This window comes from Aeromonas sp. 2HA2 (genome assembly GCF_029237345.1).
Taxonomy (GTDB): Bacteria; Pseudomonadota; Gammaproteobacteria; order Enterobacterales; family Aeromonadaceae; genus Aeromonas; species Aeromonas salmonicida.
Genome location: NZ_JAACGB010000016.1, coordinates 20,887 through 38,144 on the forward strand (window position 1 = coordinate 20,887; position 17,258 = coordinate 38,144).

Consider the following 17,258-nt stretch of genomic DNA (forward strand, 5'->3'; position numbering starts at 1 on the left):
CGACAAGCGTTACCCGTAGAAACGCTGCTGCTCCGCAGCCATTGCCTTGAGGCGATCGCAGGGGGCAAATCGGTCGCCATAGCGTTTCTGGTAGTGCTCGAGACGCTCCACCAGATGGTCGATGCCGAGGGTGTCCATGTAACGGAACGGGCCACCGAGGAAGGGTGGGAAGCCGATGCCAAAGATGGCACCAATGTCGCCATCTCGCGCCGAGGCTACCACACCGCTGTCCAGCGCCATGGCTGCTTCATTGAGCATCATCAGCACGCAGCGCTCGGCAATTTCCATCCTGGATTGCTTGGGCGCAGGCTTGACCCCGAGCACGGCGTAAACGCTCTCATCGACCTTTTTCTTGCCCTCTTTGCCGGTGAGCCGATTGCGTGGTGCAGCCTTGCCATAGAGGTAGAAACCCTTGCCGTTCTTGCGCCCCTTGCGATCGTCTTGCAGCAGCTTGTCGAATGCCTTGGGTGCCTGGAACTGCTCGCCACCCAGCTCTTTCTCGAGGATGGGGGAGATCTTGGCCCCCACGTCTATCCCCACCTCATCGAGCAGGGTAATGGGGCCGACCGGGAAGCCGAAGTCCAGCAGGGCACTGTCCAGTACCTCCACCGGCTCCCCTTCCAGCACAAGGCGGGCCGCCTCGTTCATGTAGGGCGCCAGGATGCGGTTGACGTAGAAACCGGCCTCGTCTTTCACCACAATTGGGGTCTTGCCCTGGGCACGGGCAAACGCCAGCGTGGTGGCCACCGTCTCGGCGCTGGTGCCGGCGTGGGGGATGATCTCGGCCAGCGGCATTTTGTCCACCGGACTGAAATAGTGCAGCCCCACGATCCGCTCTGGGTGCGCCGCTTCTGCCGCTATCTGATGGATGGGCAGGGAGGAGGTGTTGGAGGCAAACACAGTGTGTTCACCGCATTCGCGCTCCACCTCCTTCACCATCTGGTGTTTGAGGGCGAGATCTTCAAACACCGCCTCCACCACCATGTCTACCCGATGGAACCCGGAGTAATCCAGGGTGCCGGAGAGCAGGCTCATCTGTTTTTCCAGCTCGCTGCGCAGAATGTGACGGCGCTTTAGCTTCTTGGCCAGAATGTCGTAGCTATAGCGCATGGCATTGCCAATGCCGGCGCTCGCCACATCCTTGATCCGCACCGGCACCCCCGCCTTGGTGGCGGTGACGAAGGCGATACCGCCCCCCATCAGGCCCCCGCCCAGCACGGCGGCATGGGTGACCTTACGTGGCCCGGCACCCTGATAGGTGACCTCTTTCTTCATCTCGGTAGTGGCAAAGAAGAGGGAGCGCAGGGCAGCGGATTCTGCCGTCATCACCAGCTCGCCAAAGTGGCGGGATTCAGCGGCCAGACCAGCCTGCATCCCCTCTTCCACGCCGATGCGCACCACCTCCAGGATCCGCTCCGGCGCCGGATAGTTGCCGCGGGTTTTGCTCATGACGCCTTTGCGTGCCTGATCGAACAGCACCTTGCGACCCAGCGTATTGGTCTCCAGCACCTTGCCCTGCAGATCCCGTTTCAACTGATGGCGGGGCTTGCCCTGCTTGGCCAACTTGATGGCAGCCTCCAGCAGGATAGAAGGCGGCACCACATCATCCACCAGCCCCAGTTTCCTGGCCTGTTTGGCCCGCACCTGCTTGCCGGTCAGCATCAGATCCAGCGCCTTGGCCACGCCGATGAGGCGCGGCAAACGCTGGGTCCCGCCAGAGCCCGGCAGCAGGCCGAGCTGTACTTCCGGCAATCCCAGCACGGTTTTGCCGTGGTCGGTCACCACACGGCCATGGCAGGCCAGTGCCAGCTCCAGCCCGCCACCGAGGCAGGGGCCGTGAATGGCGGCGATCACCGGAATCGCCAGCGACTCGAGCTCGGCGAAGATGATCTGCCCTTCGCGAGAGAGGGTCTGGGCATCTTCGGCACTGGTACAGGCCGCCAGCATGCTGATGTCGGCACCTGCGATGAAGGAGTCCTTCTTGCCGGAGACCACCACCAGCCCGATCAGCTCGCTGTTATTTTTCACCTCGGCCAGCACGGCACGGATCTCGTCCACGAAGGCGGCCTTCAGGGTATTCATGCTCTCGCCCGGTACGTCCATGGTGAGAATACCGATGCCATCCTGACGTACCGTCAGGGAAAAAGTCTTCGCACTCATCATTCCACCTCCAACACCATGGCCACACCGAGCCCGCCCGCCGCACAGGCGGTATTGAGCCCCAATCCCCCACCCCGACGACGCAACTCATGAAGCGTTTGGGTAATCATGCGCGCACCGGTCGCGGCAAAAGGATGACCATAGGCCAGGGAGCCGCCGAGGACGTTGAACTTGTCCATGTCCACTTCACCGATGGCTTGGCTGCGCCCCAACTTGTCACGGGCAAACTCGGCGCTCGCAAACATCTTGAGGTTGGCCAGGGTCTGGGCGGCAAAGGCTTCGTGCATGTCGATCAGGGTCAGGTCCGCGAGTGTGATACCAGCGCGCTCCAGCGCCAACGGCGTCGCATAGGAGGGGCCCATCAGCATGTCTTGCCATACGTCGATGGCGGAAAACGCGAAGCTGCGAATATAGCCGAGCGGCTCCAGCCCCAGCTCTTTTGCTCGCCCTTCCCGCATCAACAGCACGGCGGCGGCACCGTCGGTCAGCGGGGTGGCGTTGGCGGCAGTGACTGTGCCATGGACCCGGTCAAACACGGGTTTGAGCTTGGCGTAGCTCGCCAAATCCGAGCTCTCGCGGATGTTGTTGTCCCGCTCCAGCGGCGACTTGTAGGGGGGCACGTGGGCGGTGAACACCTCGCCGCTCAGCTTGCCATCGGCCCAGGCTTGCGCCGCCAGGGTGTGGGAGCGATGGGCCAGCGCATCTTGCGCCTCGCGGCTGATCTGGTGGCTCTTGGCCATCTGCTCGGCGGTCTGTCCCATGGAGAGGCCGGTGGAGTATTCAGCCACGGCAGGGGGAACCGGCATCAGGTCCTTGAGTCGCAGTGCACGCAGAATATTGAAGCGCTGCTGCAGATTGCGCGCCTTGTTGAGATCCACCAGGGCGCGGGCCAGCTTCTTGCTGACCCCGATGGGCAACACGGAAGAGGAGTCGGCACCACCGGCAATGGCGATGTCGACCGTGCCGGCCATGATGGATTCAGTGACGTTGGCCACCGCCTGGAAACTGGTGGCGCAGGCACGGGACACGCTATAGGCATCCGTGGTGACGCTCATGCCGGTACCGAGCACGATTTCGCGGGCTATGTTGGGCGCTTCCGGCATCTGCACCACCTGGCCGAACACCAGCTGGTCGATAAGCTTGGGATCGAGGCTGGTACGGGCGAGCAGTTCACTCACCACCAGCTTGCCAAGATCCACCGCAGGCACGCCGTGAAAGGCGGTGGCCTGTTTGGCAAAAGGGGTACGCAGACCCGCCACGACGGCAATCCGTTCGCCCTGGCGAGTCGTCAGTTTCAATGGCTGTTTCATCCTGGCTCCTTGGGTTAAAAGGCAGAGGTCTGACCTCATTGGGCCACATCTTAACAATCCACTCACAAATTTCATACGGCTGATTGAAACTAAATTGCCGTCATCTTGGCCCCCTCCCTCGCCCTCTTGGAACAACTGGAGTATAAAAAGAACAACGTCCATAAAAACAACGGGTTCATCCCATGGCAGCTGCCGAGTTCAGACAACTGAGAGACTATCTGGCAAGCCAGATCCTGGGACAGGGCGCCCTCATCGAGGGGCTACTGATCGCCCTGCTATGTGAAGGACATGTGTTAATCGAGGGGGCGCCCGGTCTTGCCAAAACCCGCGCCGTCAAGGCACTGGCCAGTGCGGTGGAGGGGCGCTTCGCCCGTATCCAGTTTACCCCCGATCTGCTGCCTGCCGATCTCACCGGCAGCGAGGTGTTTCACCCGCAAGATGCCAGCTTCGTGTTCCAGCCCGGCCCCCTGTTCAATCACCTGGTGCTGGCCGATGAAATCAACCGGGCTCCCGCCAAGGTGCAATCCGCGTTGCTGGAGGCGATGGCCGAGCACCAGATAACGGTAGGCAAGAAGAGCTGGCGCCTGCCGCCGCTGTTCATGGTCGCAGCGACCCAGAACCCCATCGAACAGGAGGGGACCTATCCGTTGCCGGAGGCCCAGCTCGACCGCTTCTTGCTTAAATTGATGGTGGATTACCCGAGCCCCGCCATGGAGCTCGCCATCTTGCAGCTCAACGCCCGGGGCGAGCAACTAGCCCCCCCGCCAGTGACCCTGAGTCAGGCCGATCTGCTGGCAGCCCGCACCGGCGTTCAAGAGGTACAGATGCAGGGGCGGCTCGAGCACTATCTGGTGCAACTGGTGTGCGCCACCCGCCCGGGTAGCGGCCTGTGCCCCGAGCTTGAACCCTTCATTGCCGTCGGTGCCAGTCCCAGGGCCAGCATAGGCCTGGCCCGCGCCGCCCGCGCCCAGGCCTGGCTCGCCGGACGGGATTTCGTGCTGCCGGAGGACATACAGCAATTGGCCCCCGCCATACTGCGCCACCGCCTCATTCCCAGTTATCAGGCATTGGCCGACAATCTTGATAACGACACCCTGATCGCCCGGCTACTGGACGCGATACCATGCCCCTAGCAACCCCATGCCCATGACCAGACCGGACGAGCCCCGCGCACACCCCGATATTGCCCTCACCCTGGCCCAGTTGCTGGCCATCAGGCTGTGGGCGAGACAGGGGCCGAGGGCTCGCGTCCAACCGGCCCAGCAGGGCAGACTTGGCCGCATGCCGGGGCTCACCTTTCGCGAGCTGCGCGCCTATCAGGCGGGGGATGAGGTGCGCCACATCGACTGGCGGGTCACTGCCCGGCTGGGACGCCCCTACACCCGACTCTACAGCGAGGAGCAAGATCAGGCCCACTGGCTGCTGATTGATCTCTCCCCTGCCATGTACTTTGGTTCACGGATGCAACTCAAGGCCCGGCTTGGCTGTGAGCTGGCCGCGGCCCTGCTGTGGCAGGGAGAGAAACAGGCCAACACCCTGATCTGCCACGGCGCCGAGCTTCATATCCATCCCCAGCGCGGCTCTCTGGTGCCCTTGCTGGAAGCGCTTTGCCATCACTATGACGAGGGGCTGGATCGCACGCCGTTGCAATCGCAATCCCTGGCCCGGACGCTGGCGCGACTCAGCCTGCCTCACGGCGCCAGATTGACACTGATCACCGACCACCAACCCTGCGATGAGCCGCTCAGCCAGCAGTTGCAACTGCTCGGGCGGCGCCACGACATCCACTGCTGGCAGATCCGGGATCCGCTGGAGGCGAGCCTGCCAAGCCAGGGACGGCTCGCCGTGCAGGCAGTCAGGCAGAACGGCTGGCTCGATGCCACTGAGCCTGGCTTTGCTCATCGCTACCAGCTGGCTGCCGAACGTCTGGCCCACCAGTGCCACCAGCAATTACTGCCGCTGGTACAACGCCTCTACCGGCTCGACAACGGCCAGTCGCTGCAACAGCAGTGGCAGGAGGGTGCATGTCGTCTGTTTTGAGCATGCTGCTCGCCAGCGCATCCACTGCCGTGGCCACAATCCCGCCCCTCTCACCTCTGGCGGCGCAACTGCGTGACATACACCCGGGCCCCATGCTGGTCGCAGCATCCGATCCCCGTATTCAGGGCTGGTGGGGGCTGCTGATCACGCTTCTGATTGCCGTGCTGGTCGGCATGACGCTGAAAAACCTTGGACTCTATCGCCGCTGGCAGCGACAAATTGACTGGGAGGCGCCGGATCTGGTGCCCCGATTGCAAACCGTGCTGCGCGAGGCAGCCCTGCGCCGCTGGCCCGAGGTGCGCACCTTGCAAGGGGATGTCTGGCTCGCGTTTCTGGACAGCAAAGGGGGCTGCCGCTTCAGTGAATTTGCCCTCCAGTGGCCCCAATGGCTCTACGGCCAGGGGGCGCCAAACGCCAGGCAACTCAAGGCACTGCGCTGCGCCTACCTGAGTTGGGGGCGCACCTGCATCTGGCTACCATCCGGGATGGCCGTCTTGCTCAACCGCTGGCAGCAAGGTGTCAGGCACCTGCGTGACCGGAGGCCATCATGATCCTCGCCTGGCCCTGGTTTGCGCTGGCGTTGGTGCTGCCATTGCTGGTGCGCTTCGGCCTGCCGCCGCTCTCTGCTGACAAACAAAACCGAACCCTGCTGCTGCACGACGGCTTTCCCCTGCTGCGGCCCCACGCCGGCCAGCCACTCTGGCGGATGACGCTGTGCTGGTGCGCCCTGGTGCTGGCCCTGTGCCGTCCTCAATGGCAGGAACCCCCCCTGGTCACTTACCAGAGCAGCCGGGATCTCATTTTGGCGATAGACCTTTCCGACAGCATGCGCACCCAGGACATGCTGGATGAGGGGGAACAGCGGGACAGGCTCAGCGCGGTGCGCCAGCAGATAAGCCGACTGATCGAGACGCGCCCCGGCGATCGCATCGCCCTTGTTGTGTTCGCCGATCACGCTTACCTGCTCTCCCCCCTGACCCAGGAGACCAAGGCCCTGCTGACCTTGACCCGTGAGCTCGATTTTGATCTGGTTGGCCGCACCACTGCGCTGGGAGAAGCCATACTGCTGGCTCGCCAGCATGCAGATCCCAAACGCCCCACCGCCCTGCTGCTGGTCACAGATGGCCGCAACACGGCGGGCAGCGCCGATCCCCTGAGTGAGGCCCGGCGGGCTGCCGCCAGCGGCATGACCCTCTACACCCTGGGGGTGGGTGCCGACCCCGATACCTTCGTCGACGCGCTGCAACCGGCACAGAGCGACCCCAGTGCAGAGCTGGACGAGGCCCTGCTGCAACAACTGGCCAAGGTGGGTCAGGGCCGCTATTTCCGCGCCAGGACCCAGGGCGATCTCGATGCCATCAACCAGACACTGGATACCCTGGAGCCTGCCGCCACGGCCCGGACCCGCTATCTGCCGAACCGGGAGCTCTATCCCTGGCCCCTGGCACTCGCCTGGCTGTTGCTGATGTGGCCTGACCGTCTGCACTGGCCACGCCTGCTGCGCTTGCGCCCCCAACTGCAACGGGGAGACGCCCATGATTGATCGCCATGGCCCCGGATGGCCGTCATGGAACTGATACTGCTACGCCCGCTCTGGCTGCTGGCCCTGTTGCCCTGGTTGTGGCAGGGCTGGCGTCGTCGCAAACAGGCCCCTCTGATTGCTCCCGCCATGCAGGCCTACCTGCTGCCGGGACGCCATCGCCCCCGTCCCTGGCTCTGGCTGACCTGTCTGCCCGTCATACTGGCTTTGAGTGGCCCCGCCCTGCGCCAGCAGAGCCAGTCCATTGCATCCCCCGCCCTCGACATCTGGTTGCTGGATCTCTCCCGCTCCATGCTGGCCACCGATCTGCTACCGGACCGGGCAACCCGGGTGCGCCTGCTGCTGCAAGATATGCTGGCCGAGGCCCTCCCGAACAAAGAGGGGCGCCCCGTCGCCCTTATTCTGTTTGCCGGTGATGCCTACCTCGCCATGCCTGCCACCCGGGATCATCAGGCCATAGCGCTGCTGTTGCCCGACCTGCGGCCGGCCATCATGCCCAAGCAGGGGAGCGCCCCCGAGCGCGCCGTGGCGCTGGCCCTCAGCCAGATAGCCCCTGGCCAGCGTGCACGACTGCTGCTGATCAGCGACGGCCTCTCGGCAAGACAAGCTGACCGGATCCGCGCACTCTGGCCCTGCCAGGGCGAGCTGTTTTGCCATGAAGGTGCAGCGCCACGCCTGGATATATTGCTCGCCAGCGGCGGCAAGGCCAGCCGGTTGCCCCCCGCCTCCGGCGAGGTGCAGGGCTTTGGTGCAGCACTCGGCCGCGAGCTGCCAGCACCCGATGTGACGATCATGCAACAGCTTGCCCGCGAGCTGGGTGGCCAGTTGCAGTGGTTGCAGGCGGGGCTGCCACGCTTTGCACCGCTCCCCATGACCCAGACATTGACGGCCAATCAGTCGCAGGATCTCGGCCCTTGGTTGTTGCTGCCCCTGCTGCCGCTGGCTCTCCTGGCCCGCGTCGGCACACTCTGGCTGCTGTTGCTGGGGGCAGGATTTGGGATCCTCAACCCGCAGCCCTTGCAGGCCGCTCCCACCGCCTCTTTATCCGTGCAGGAGAACCTGGCCTGGCAAGCCTATCAGCAGGGACGCTATCTGGCTGCGGCACGCGACTTCAAGGATCCGCTCTGGCGTGGTAATGCCTGGTACAGAGCCGGCGACTATGCCCAGGCCGCAGCCGCCTATGCGAGTGCAACCAGTGCCACTGCTCACTACAACCGGGGCAACGCACTGGTGCAACTCGGTAACCTTGTCGCTGCCGAGCAAGCCTATCTGGCTGCGTTGGCGAAGGAGCCCAATCACGAGGATGCACGCTACAACCTTGCTCTGCTGCGGGCTCAGCCACCGCAAGCGACCCCACAGGCGCAGGATCCCGACCCCATAGACGCTCCCGAGCAAGCGGCCTCGCCGGACAGCCCGCTCCCTCCCTCGCCACCAGTGTTGCTGCTGGAGCAGCGGCTGCGCAAAGAGGCTCAGCGCCGTCAGTTGCTCAAGACAGAATGGGGCCAGGAGTACAAAGGAGAAGAGCCTTGGTAAAGAGCGCGCCTCTTCTTCGCCTCTTGCTCCCTTGCTGGCTGCTGCTCTGGCTGTTTGCACACCCAGTGCTGGCAGCGCCGCCACGGGCCGATCTGCTGCCGGGTGCAGACAGCCGCGACTGGTTGCTTATCATAGAAGCGGACGGGGAGCGTCAGAGCAACGAGCTCATCATCACCCCCCTGCTACGCCAGTTTGCGGTGGGCAAGGTGACCATCAGCCGGGTCACAACGCCAGTCCACAGCCTGACCCGCTGGCAGATCCCGCTGCATACCCTGGATGCCGGTCCCCATATTGTTCCCGCACTGTCGCTGGGATCGGAACAGACCCCTGAGGTGCCGTTGCCACAACGCAGCCAGACCGGGACTCTTGTACCCGCACCCAGCCAGGCTGCCCTCTCACCCATCGAATTGCAGGCCAGGGTGCTGCATCAGGGGCCCCTCTATCCCGGTCAGCCCTTCATCTATGAGCTCAGCCTCTGGCTGCCAGCCAACATGGAGGCCCCCAATCTCACCGAACCCGACAGTGACGCTTTTACCATACGTCGACTCGGGGATGATCAATGGCAAGCCCCAGCAGGACCGGGATTGCCGGGTCGGCTGACCCGCAGCTGGCTGTTGCAAGCCAGAGCCCCCGGGCTCCACCCACTGGCCTCGCCGCGTTTTCAGGGCCGTTTACCGCAGGATAACGGCACCAGCGACCCCCTCTCGGCCAGAGCCGCTACCCTGTTTGTGAAGATTGACAAGGCGCCGGTGCAACCCGTGGCAAGCCAGCTGACCCTGAACCAGCAGTTGAGTCCCGCTTCGGGCGCCAGGGCCGGCGAGCCGGTGATCCGCACGCTGACGCTGACAATGGAAGGGGGTGATGGCACGCGAGCCTTGTCCCAACTGGCGGGGATCTCTGCGAATATGCCTGCTGGCATGCAGGCAAGACCAGACGGAGAGCAACAACAGGAGCGTTTTCTGGCCAAAGGGGCGCTGCGTTTCGAGCGCCAGTGGCGTCAGGCCCTCACGGCCACCGAGCCTGGCGACTATCTGCTGCCAGCCATAGAAGTGCCCTGGTTCAACACTCAAAACGGGCGCATCGAACATGCTCGGCTACCCGCCATATCGGTGCACATGGATGAGACCACGCCTGCAGAACGCGGACCTGTTGGCCCCAGTGATGAGAGCCTCTACTGGGTTATCTGGGCTCTGCTGCTGCGCGCACTCTGGCAAGGGTGGCCACGTTGGCACGCCTTCTACCGCTTGCAACAAACGCTGCAGCGCGCAGATGCAAACCATGCCAGACAGGCTCTGCTAAAGTGGGCCGGTCTGCGCTGGCACCGGCGCCATGCCCACCTCACCGCCCTGCCCTGTCGCCAGGATCCCCACCTGGCAGCCAGACTTGCCGCGCTGGAACGGGCCTGTTTCACCGCCCATGGGACGTCACCTGACAACCTGGCTTGTTGGCAAGGGCTCGCCGGCCCGCTGTGCGCGTACGAGACATTTGCGATAGCCTATGGCCTCAGGCAGCTGGCACGACGAGGCCACTGATCCCTCAGGATCCCCCATTTAAAAGGAAGCCCAGCGATGGCGTTAGGTTTTTTCAGAAAAAAAGGTGCCACGGTCGGAAAGGATCCAACGGCTGCTCCGGTCTATGAAGGCATGGCAGACAAACAAACCAAATACGAGGCTCTGGTGCATGCCCTGCACGGGGACATCTACCGCTACGCCTACTGGCTGTGCCGGGATCCCCAGGTGGCGGAAGATCTGGTGCAAGAGACCTTCCTGCGCGCCTGGAAGGCCATTGATACGCTGGTCGATGACAAAGCCGCCAAGGCCTGGCTCATCACCATATTGCGGCGGGAGAACGCCCGTCGTTTCGAGCGCAGGCAATTTGATCTCATCGATCTCGACGAGCATCCCCAGAGCGATCCGGATGCCTTGCACAGCGAGCAGGAGATGGAGCACGAATGGCTTAGACGCCATATCGCCCGTCTGCCCGCCGAATATCAGGAACCCTTGCTGCTGCAGGTGCTGGGGGGATTCAGCGGCGACGAGATAGCGACGCAGCTGGGATTGAACAAAAATACCGTCATGACTCGCCTGTTTCGGGCCCGCAACCAGATCAAAGAGGCCATAGAGTCAAAGACACAACAAAGAGGACATACCCATGGATGAGCTGGAATTTCGCCGTCGAGCCATCACCCATCCACTGGAACAGACTCCCGAGTTTCTTGAGGCGGCGCAGGCTTCCCCTGCCAATCGCAAGCACATGGACGAGATGAAACAGCTGGATCGCCACCTGCACCAGGCCATAGAAGTCGAGGTGCCGGCAGGGTTGGCCGAACGTATTTTGCTCAGGCAGGCGCTGGAGGCAGAGCCAGAAACGGTTGTCCCGCTGCCATCTCGCCCACGCACCAGCTGGCGTATGCTGGCCATGGCCGCGTCGGTCGCCTTCCTGCTTGGCATGAGTACCCGCTGGTTAAGCTGGCCACTGACAACACCGGGAGAGCTTTCCCTCGGTCAGGTCGCCATGGCTCACGTCTATGGGGAGGAGCCCTTCATCAAGGATGTGGATGAGAAGGTAAGCCTGCGTACCATCAACGCCAAGATGGAAAAATATGGCGCCACCCTGATGGGCATGGACGGCATGAAAGTAACCTATGTCAATCACTGTGCTTTCTACCAGGGGCCGGCGCTGCACATGGTGATCCAAGGCAAGATGGGGCCTGTCACCCTGTTTCTGGTACCCAAGCATGTGCCACTGACCCTTGAGCCTAACTTCGATGATGGCCAGCTCAAGGGAGAGATAGTACCGCTCAAGGGAGCCAACATGGTGTTGATCGGGGATATGCAGGAGTCACTGAACCCGGTGGCGCAGGAACTGGAGTCCCGTTTGCACTGGTCGATTTAACCGGGTTTAACGCGATCCCGACTCAGGCGGCATAGTGTCCGTTATACGAGCAGACAATCCGGTTGTCTGCTCGTTCTTCTCCTTTAACGCCACAATCCTCACCCATTAGCGCCCAATCACCACAAATAGCCAAAATTATTTTTGTGATGCAGATCAGCATCAACGTTCAATTTTCACTCAATAACTGGCAAAAGAGACTGTTTAAACGCCAAGTTAAAACAAATGATTAACACAATAGACACTTTTATGTATTCTGCTGTCACTGGTCTGATTTCTTACCTCCTACCAGATCCATAGAATCACGCCAGAATTGAATGGGAAGAAGCTGAAATAACAACAGATCTTGTCGTATACGGTGGCAAAAAAGCCCTGATGCTGACAGAAAATCTGCCTACAAGAGAGAACACTATGACAACTGCCTTTTTCAAAAAAAGCCTGATCGCGGCCGCCGTTACTCTGGCCAGTACCCAAACCTTCGCTGCCGCGTTCCAGCTGAACGAACACTCGGCCTCCGGTCTGGGTCGTGCGTATGCAGGGGAAGCCGCCATTGCCGACAACGCCTCCGTGTTGTCACGCAACCCGGCAGCCATGACCCGTTTTGACAAGATGGCACTCTCCGTTTCCGGTACTTACATCAAACCGGATGTGGATGTTGAAGGTGATATCTATGCAGGCCCCGCTAAAATGGCCAGCGCCAGCCAGTCTGATATCGCACCGGATGCCTTCGTCCCTGCTACCTACTTTATCCAACCACTGAACGATCAGTGGGCCTGGGGTATCGGCATGTTCTCCAACTACGGTCTGGCGACCGAGTACTCCAAGAACTTCGCTGCCGGTGCAGGTGCCGGTGATACCGAGCTGCTGACCTTCAACATCAACCCGAATATCGCCTATCGCATCAACTCAAACTTCAGCGTCGGTGCTGGCATCAACGCAGTCTACGCCAAGGCCGAGCTAAACCGTTATGCCGGTGCCCTCGCCCCGGCCCTGACTGCCAAGACAGGTATAGTCCACAACAGTGACACCGCCATAGCGCACCTGAAAGGCGACACTTGGGGCTTTGGTTGGAACGTCGGTACCATGTACGAGGTAAACGAGGATCATCGTTTCGCTCTGACCTATCGCTCCCAGGTGGATTTGAGCTTTGACGGTGACTTCAAGGGCCTGAGCTCAGGCTACAACACCGTTGATGGCAATCTGAAACTGGATCTGCCGGCACAGGCCGAGTTCGCCGGTTACCACCGTCTGAATCAGCAGTTCGCCGTGCACTACTCCGTCAACTGGACTGACTGGAGCGCCTTCCAGGAGCTCAAGGCCACCAGCAACTCCTGCGCCGGCGGCGTCTGTCTGCAAAAAGACGAGAAGTTCAAGGACTCCACCCGTTACGCTCTGGGCGGAACCTGGTACATCAATCCGTCCTGGGAAGCCCGTATCGGTTTCGCCTATGACAAGACCGCGATCGAGGCTGAATATCGCAGCCTGAGCATTCCGGACTCCGACCGCGTCTGGTATAGCGCTGGTGCCACCTACAACATCGACAAGGACATGAGTGTCGATTTCGGCATGGCCTATCTGGACGGCAAGAAAGTGGACGTGAACGAGGGCCTTACCAGCCACTCCGATCCGGTACGCTGGAAGGGTACTTCTAGCGGTACTGCTTTGCTGGCCTCCGCTCAGTTCAACATGAAATTCTGATTATCTGCAGAACTAAAAGAGCGCCTACGGGCGCTCTTTTTTTATTCAACATCCTGTTTTCAGCGTACAGCTGTAGCAAACACCTGTTCACATTTCCTTTTTTATCAAGCCGTTAGCCCCCTACTTCTCAGCATTTAATCTTGTTTTACACCCTACAGGGCTGAGCCCGTTGCCTTACTGGTCATACCATATAAAATCCTGCACCCGACCATAAGACCGATTGAACCCAGCGTTCATTTTCAAGGACAACGCAATGCACTCCTTTATGAAGCCATCTCTTGTCGCCCTGCTGGTACTGTCAAGCCAGGCCCAGGGAGCAGGTTTCCAGCTGGCCGAACAATCCGCTACCGGCATGGGCCGCGCCTTCGCAGGCGAGGCAGCCATCGCTGACAACGCCAGCGTGCTCTCCCGCAATGCGGCCGCCATGACTCGTTTCGATACAGTGGCTTTCTCTGGTGGTTTCATCTATGTCCGCCCCGACGTCAACATAGAGGGGACCACCCGGGTGCCTACCGCCATGGGTCCGGTCAATCTGGATGCAGCAGCCCACGATATTGCTGGCGATGCCTGGGTCCCGAACGCGTATCTGATAGTGCCGCTCAATGAGCAGTGGCGACTGGGGCTGGCAGCCACCTCCTACTACGGCCTCGGCGTCGAGATGCCGGATAATTACAATGCCGGTCACTTCGGCAATATCTCGGACATCAAGACCCTGGATTTGAGTGCTTCGCTGGCCTATCGCATCAATCAGATGTGGTCTGTCGGCGGCGGCCTTTCCGCCATTCAGGGTGAGGGAGAAGTGGGTGGCACCTTCCCTTCCAACAACAAGATAGCCAAACACCTGAAAGGGGATGGCTGGGCCATGGGCTGGCACCTTGGCACTTTGCTGGAGCTGTCAGAAACAACCCGCCTTGGTCTCTCTTACCGGCATGATGTGACCCTGACACTCTCCGGCGATGCCATCGGCATCGAGCAAAATGGTCAGGCGTTTACCGACACCGGCAGCCTGGATCTGCCCCTGCCCGCCACGGCCGAGCTGGCTCTGTTCCATCAGTTGACCCCGACCCTGGCGCTGCACTCAAGCATCAACTGGACCAACTGGAGTAAATTCGTGCAGCTCGAATCCGAGCTCGACAATCACGGCATCATGCACATCAAGGATGAGCACTGGGAAGACAGCTGGCGCTATGCGCTGGGCCTGACCTATCAGCTGGCACCACAATGGCAACTGCGCTCAGGTATTGCCTACGATCGCAGCCCGGTCCCGGCCGATCGCCGCACCATCTCCATCCCTGACTCGGACCGGGTCTGGTACAGCGCCGGTGTGGGCTATCAGTTTGATCGCAACCTCTCGCTGGATCTGGGCCTGACGCTGATCGACGGCAAGAAAGTGGATGTATCCGAGACCATGGAGCTCAAGCCCGGGATCCCGCAAACCACCTCTACCTTCCAGGGCACCTCGGAAGGGGATGCCTGGCTGGCTGGCCTGCAGCTGAACTATCTCTTCTAACCCCGCTCTTCTAACCCGGCTCTTCCAACCCCGGCCCTTCCATTCAAGCACTATGCCAGTTATTGACTGTTTCCGGTCCCGCCGCGCTGGCATAGTGCTCATCTTCACAATAAAATCAATCCAGTACTCACGCTGGAGAGATGCATGTATTCATACGTAGCAAGGCAGCCCATTCTGGATCGGGAATTGAACACCTATGCCTATGAGCTGCTGTTTCGCGACAGTCTGGATAATGTGTTTCCGGTGATCTCCTCACAGCAGGCCACGGCCAGACTGGTGGTCGAGCAGTTTTTGCAACAGAACATCGATCAGTTGCTTGGCGGGCGGCCCTGCTTTATCAACTTTCCCCACTCCCTTCTGCTCGAAGGGCTGGCGGAATGTCTGCCACAAGAGAAGGTCGTCATCGAAATCCTGGAAGATGCAGATCCTGACGATGCTTTGCTGGCCAAAGTGCAGCAGTTGCATGAGCTTGGTTATCAGCTGGCGCTGGACGACTTCACCATGTCGGACGAATGGGAGCGCTTCCTGCCCTATATTCACATCATCAAGTTCGATCTGCGCGCCACCTCGCTGTTGCGGATCAAGGTGTTCATCCAGCAACACCAGCATCTCAAGCTCACTTATCTGGCGGAGAAAGTCGAAGACAAGGCGGAGTTTGAACGGGTGAAGCGGCTCGGTATCGATCTGTTCCAGGGGTTCTTCTTCAGCCGTCCCGAAATGGTGAGGCAGACCACAATGCAGCCCGCCCAGGTGGTGGTGATGCAACTGCTCAATGTAGTCAACCAGGAGGAGCCGGATCTCAATCGTATCGAACAGCTGCTGAGTCAGGATATCTCGCTATCCCTCAAGCTGTTGCGTTACGTCAATCACCTGAAGAGCCACGCCAACCCCATCTCCTCGTTTCGCCAGGCGGCCGTTTATCTGGGTCACACCCAGCTCAAGCGCTTCGTGACCCTGGTCGCCGCCACCAGCGCGGGCCATGGCAAGAGTGCCGAGCTCTATCAGATGTCCATGATCCGGGCCCGCTTTTGCGAGCTGCTGGCGCACACCCATGCCCCCACCCAGGAGGCGCAGCAAGCCTTTATCACGGGTCTGTTCTCTTTGCTGGATGTCTTGATGGAGCAGCCGATGGACAGGCTGCTCGGCACTATCCCCCTGATCGAGGAGATCCGGGTCGCCCTGCTGGAACGCAAGGGCAACCTGGGTTTCTATCTCTCGTTTTGTGAAGATTATGAGAGTGCGAACTGGCAGCGCATTACCGCCAGAACGGCCCGACTCGGGCTCAATGAAGAGAAGGTCAGCCAGCTCTATCTGGCCGCCACCGCCTGGGTCAATCAGCAATTCCAGGCCATGGCGGAAACAGATTAGCTCAACTCGATGGCGACGGCAGTCGCCTCCCCTCCACCGATACACAGGCTTGCCACACCCCGTTTCAGACTGCGCGCATGCAGCGCATGAATGAGCGTAACCAGAATACGGGCACCACTCGCCCCCAGTGGATGCCCCAGTGCGCAGGCCCCGCCGTTCACGTTCACCTTGTCATGAGGCAGGTTGCAACCCGCCATGGCCAGCATGCTGACCATGGCAAACGCCTCATTGATCTCGAATAGATCGACCTCTTCCGCCCGCCAGTCGATCTTGGATAGCAAGGCATTGATGGCGCCGATGGGCGCATTGGTAAACTCGGCGGGCGCAGCGGCATGACTTTGATAACCCACCAGATGGGCCAGCACGGGCAGGCCCAGCTGCGCCGCCGTCTCGGCTCGCATCAGGATGAGCGCCGCCGCTCCGTCCGAGATGGAGCTGGCATTGGCCGCCGTTATGGTGCCCTGCTTGCTGAATGCCGGTTTCAGATGGGGGATCTTGTCGGGCCTGGCCTTGGCAGGCTGCTCATCCTCGGCGAGCAGCAGGGTGTCACCGACAGTAACCTGGGCCAGCTCGGCCTTGAAAGCACCGCTCTGCTGGGCCGCCAGCGCACGCGTCAGGGAAGCAATGGCAAAAGCGTCCATGTCGGAGCGAGCCAGACCGGCGCGATCCGCACTCAATTGGGCATAATGCCCCATCAACTGGCCTTCGTAAGCATCCTGCAAGCCGTCGAGGAACATGTGATCCAGCACGCTCTGATGCCCCATGCGAAAACCGCTGCGCGCCTTGTCGAGCAGGTAAGGCGCCCGGCTCATGCTCTCCATGCCGCCGGCGATCACTATGTCGGTGTCACCCAGACGCAAGCTGTCTGCCGCCAGCATCACCGCCTTCATGCCGGAACCACACACCTTGTTGACAGTGGTGCATGGCACACTCTCCGGCAAACCTGCCTTCAACACAGCCTGACGGGCGGGCGCCTGCCCCACCCCGGCACTGAGCACATTGCCCATGTAGGCTTCATCGATCTGCTCCCCCTTGAGCCCGGCTTGTGCCATGGCGGCAGCAATGGCGCAAGCGCCGAGCTCGGGGGCCGTCAGGTTGGCCAAGGCTCCCTGGAAGGCCCCCATGGGGGTACGCTTGGCCGCAACAATCACAATATCCATCAATTGCACTCTCCTTGTTACATGGACATAACATATGCTGCTCCCGC

At 61.1% G+C, this 17,258-nt stretch carries 14 protein-coding genes; 11 read left to right on the forward strand and 3 right to left on the reverse strand.

The window, feature by feature from the left end; genetic code table 11:
* Nucleotides 1–9 precede the first annotated feature (9 nt).
* Together fadJ and fadI are read right to left on the reverse strand one after the other, a co-directional pair.
* Nucleotides 10–2,160 (reverse strand): fatty acid oxidation complex subunit alpha FadJ, encoded by a 2,151-nt coding sequence (gene fadJ, locus GWQ29_RS18020; protein WP_275919996.1) that lies wholly within the window; start codon nucleotides 2,158–2,160, stop codon nucleotides 10–12.
* Nucleotides 2,160–3,470 carry an acetyl-CoA C-acyltransferase FadI gene (gene fadI / locus GWQ29_RS18025; protein WP_005311309.1) on the reverse strand — a complete coding sequence of 437 codons (1,311 nt, stop codon included), beginning with the start codon at nucleotides 3,468–3,470 and terminating at the stop codon, nucleotides 2,160–2,162. The genes fadJ and fadI overlap by 1 nt, the downstream gene beginning before the upstream one ends.
* Before the next feature lie 182 nt (nucleotides 3,471–3,652).
* Between fadI and GWQ29_RS18030 the strand changes: the two genes are divergently transcribed.
* The 11 genes from GWQ29_RS18030 (at nucleotide 3,653) to GWQ29_RS18080 (ending at nucleotide 16,051) form a co-directional block, all read left to right on the forward strand.
* Nucleotides 3,653–4,603, forward strand: coding sequence for a MoxR family ATPase (locus GWQ29_RS18030; RefSeq protein ID WP_021140047.1), 951 nt, complete (start codon nucleotides 3,653–3,655; stop codon nucleotides 4,601–4,603).
* 13 nt (nucleotides 4,604–4,616) lie between these two features.
* Nucleotides 4,617–5,510 carry a DUF58 domain-containing protein gene (locus tag GWQ29_RS18035; RefSeq protein ID WP_275920032.1) on the forward strand — a complete coding sequence of 298 codons (894 nt, stop codon included), beginning with the start codon at nucleotides 4,617–4,619 and terminating at the stop codon, nucleotides 5,508–5,510.
* Nucleotides 5,495–6,061: a DUF4381 domain-containing protein gene (locus GWQ29_RS18040; RefSeq protein WP_275919997.1), complete on the forward strand. Its 567-nt coding sequence runs from the start codon at nucleotides 5,495–5,497 to the stop codon at nucleotides 6,059–6,061. Before GWQ29_RS18035 ends, GWQ29_RS18040 begins: the two co-directional genes overlap by 16 nt.
* Complete coding sequence (locus tag GWQ29_RS18045; RefSeq protein WP_275919998.1) at nucleotides 6,058–7,053, forward strand: VWA domain-containing protein; 996 nt, start codon at nucleotides 6,058–6,060, stop codon at nucleotides 7,051–7,053. Before GWQ29_RS18040 ends, GWQ29_RS18045 begins: the two co-directional genes overlap by 4 nt.
* Nucleotides 7,054–7,077: 24 nt before the next feature.
* The gene (locus tag GWQ29_RS18050; protein ID WP_275919999.1) at nucleotides 7,078–8,583 is read left to right on the forward strand and encodes a tetratricopeptide repeat protein; all 1,506 of its coding nucleotides are present in this window, start codon (nucleotides 7,078–7,080) and stop codon (nucleotides 8,581–8,583) included.
* Nucleotides 8,584–8,606: 23 nt separating this feature from the next.
* The gene (locus tag GWQ29_RS18055; RefSeq protein WP_275920033.1) at nucleotides 8,607–10,115 is read left to right on the forward strand and encodes a hypothetical protein; all 1,509 of its coding nucleotides are present in this window, start codon (nucleotides 8,607–8,609) and stop codon (nucleotides 10,113–10,115) included.
* A gap of 36 nt (nucleotides 10,116–10,151) precedes the next feature.
* Nucleotides 10,152–10,742 carry a sigma-70 family RNA polymerase sigma factor gene (locus tag GWQ29_RS18060; protein WP_275920000.1) on the forward strand — a complete coding sequence of 197 codons (591 nt, stop codon included), beginning with the start codon at nucleotides 10,152–10,154 and terminating at the stop codon, nucleotides 10,740–10,742.
* On the forward strand, nucleotides 10,735–11,478 hold the full coding sequence (locus tag GWQ29_RS18065; RefSeq protein WP_275920001.1) for a DUF3379 domain-containing protein: 744 nt from the start codon (nucleotides 10,735–10,737) through the stop codon (nucleotides 11,476–11,478). Before GWQ29_RS18060 ends, GWQ29_RS18065 begins: the two co-directional genes overlap by 8 nt.
* A gap of 408 nt (nucleotides 11,479–11,886) precedes the next feature.
* Nucleotides 11,887–13,173: an outer membrane protein transport protein gene (locus GWQ29_RS18070; protein WP_265462119.1), complete on the forward strand. Its 1,287-nt coding sequence runs from the start codon at nucleotides 11,887–11,889 to the stop codon at nucleotides 13,171–13,173.
* A 253-nt stretch (nucleotides 13,174–13,426) separates the two neighbouring features.
* Nucleotides 13,427–14,683: an outer membrane protein transport protein gene (locus GWQ29_RS18075; RefSeq protein WP_275920002.1), complete on the forward strand. Its 1,257-nt coding sequence runs from the start codon at nucleotides 13,427–13,429 to the stop codon at nucleotides 14,681–14,683.
* A 144-nt stretch (nucleotides 14,684–14,827) separates the two neighbouring features.
* On the forward strand, nucleotides 14,828–16,051 hold the full coding sequence (locus GWQ29_RS18080; protein WP_034524016.1) for an EAL domain-containing protein: 1,224 nt from the start codon (nucleotides 14,828–14,830) through the stop codon (nucleotides 16,049–16,051).
* On the opposite strand, the gene GWQ29_RS18085 is transcribed toward GWQ29_RS18080, so the two are convergent.
* On the reverse strand, nucleotides 16,048–17,211 hold the full coding sequence (locus tag GWQ29_RS18085) for an acetyl-CoA C-acyltransferase (RefSeq protein WP_059167729.1): 1,164 nt from the start codon (nucleotides 17,209–17,211) through the stop codon (nucleotides 16,048–16,050). The genes GWQ29_RS18080 and GWQ29_RS18085 overlap by 4 nt on opposite strands.
* Nucleotides 17,212–17,258 lie beyond the last annotated feature (47 nt).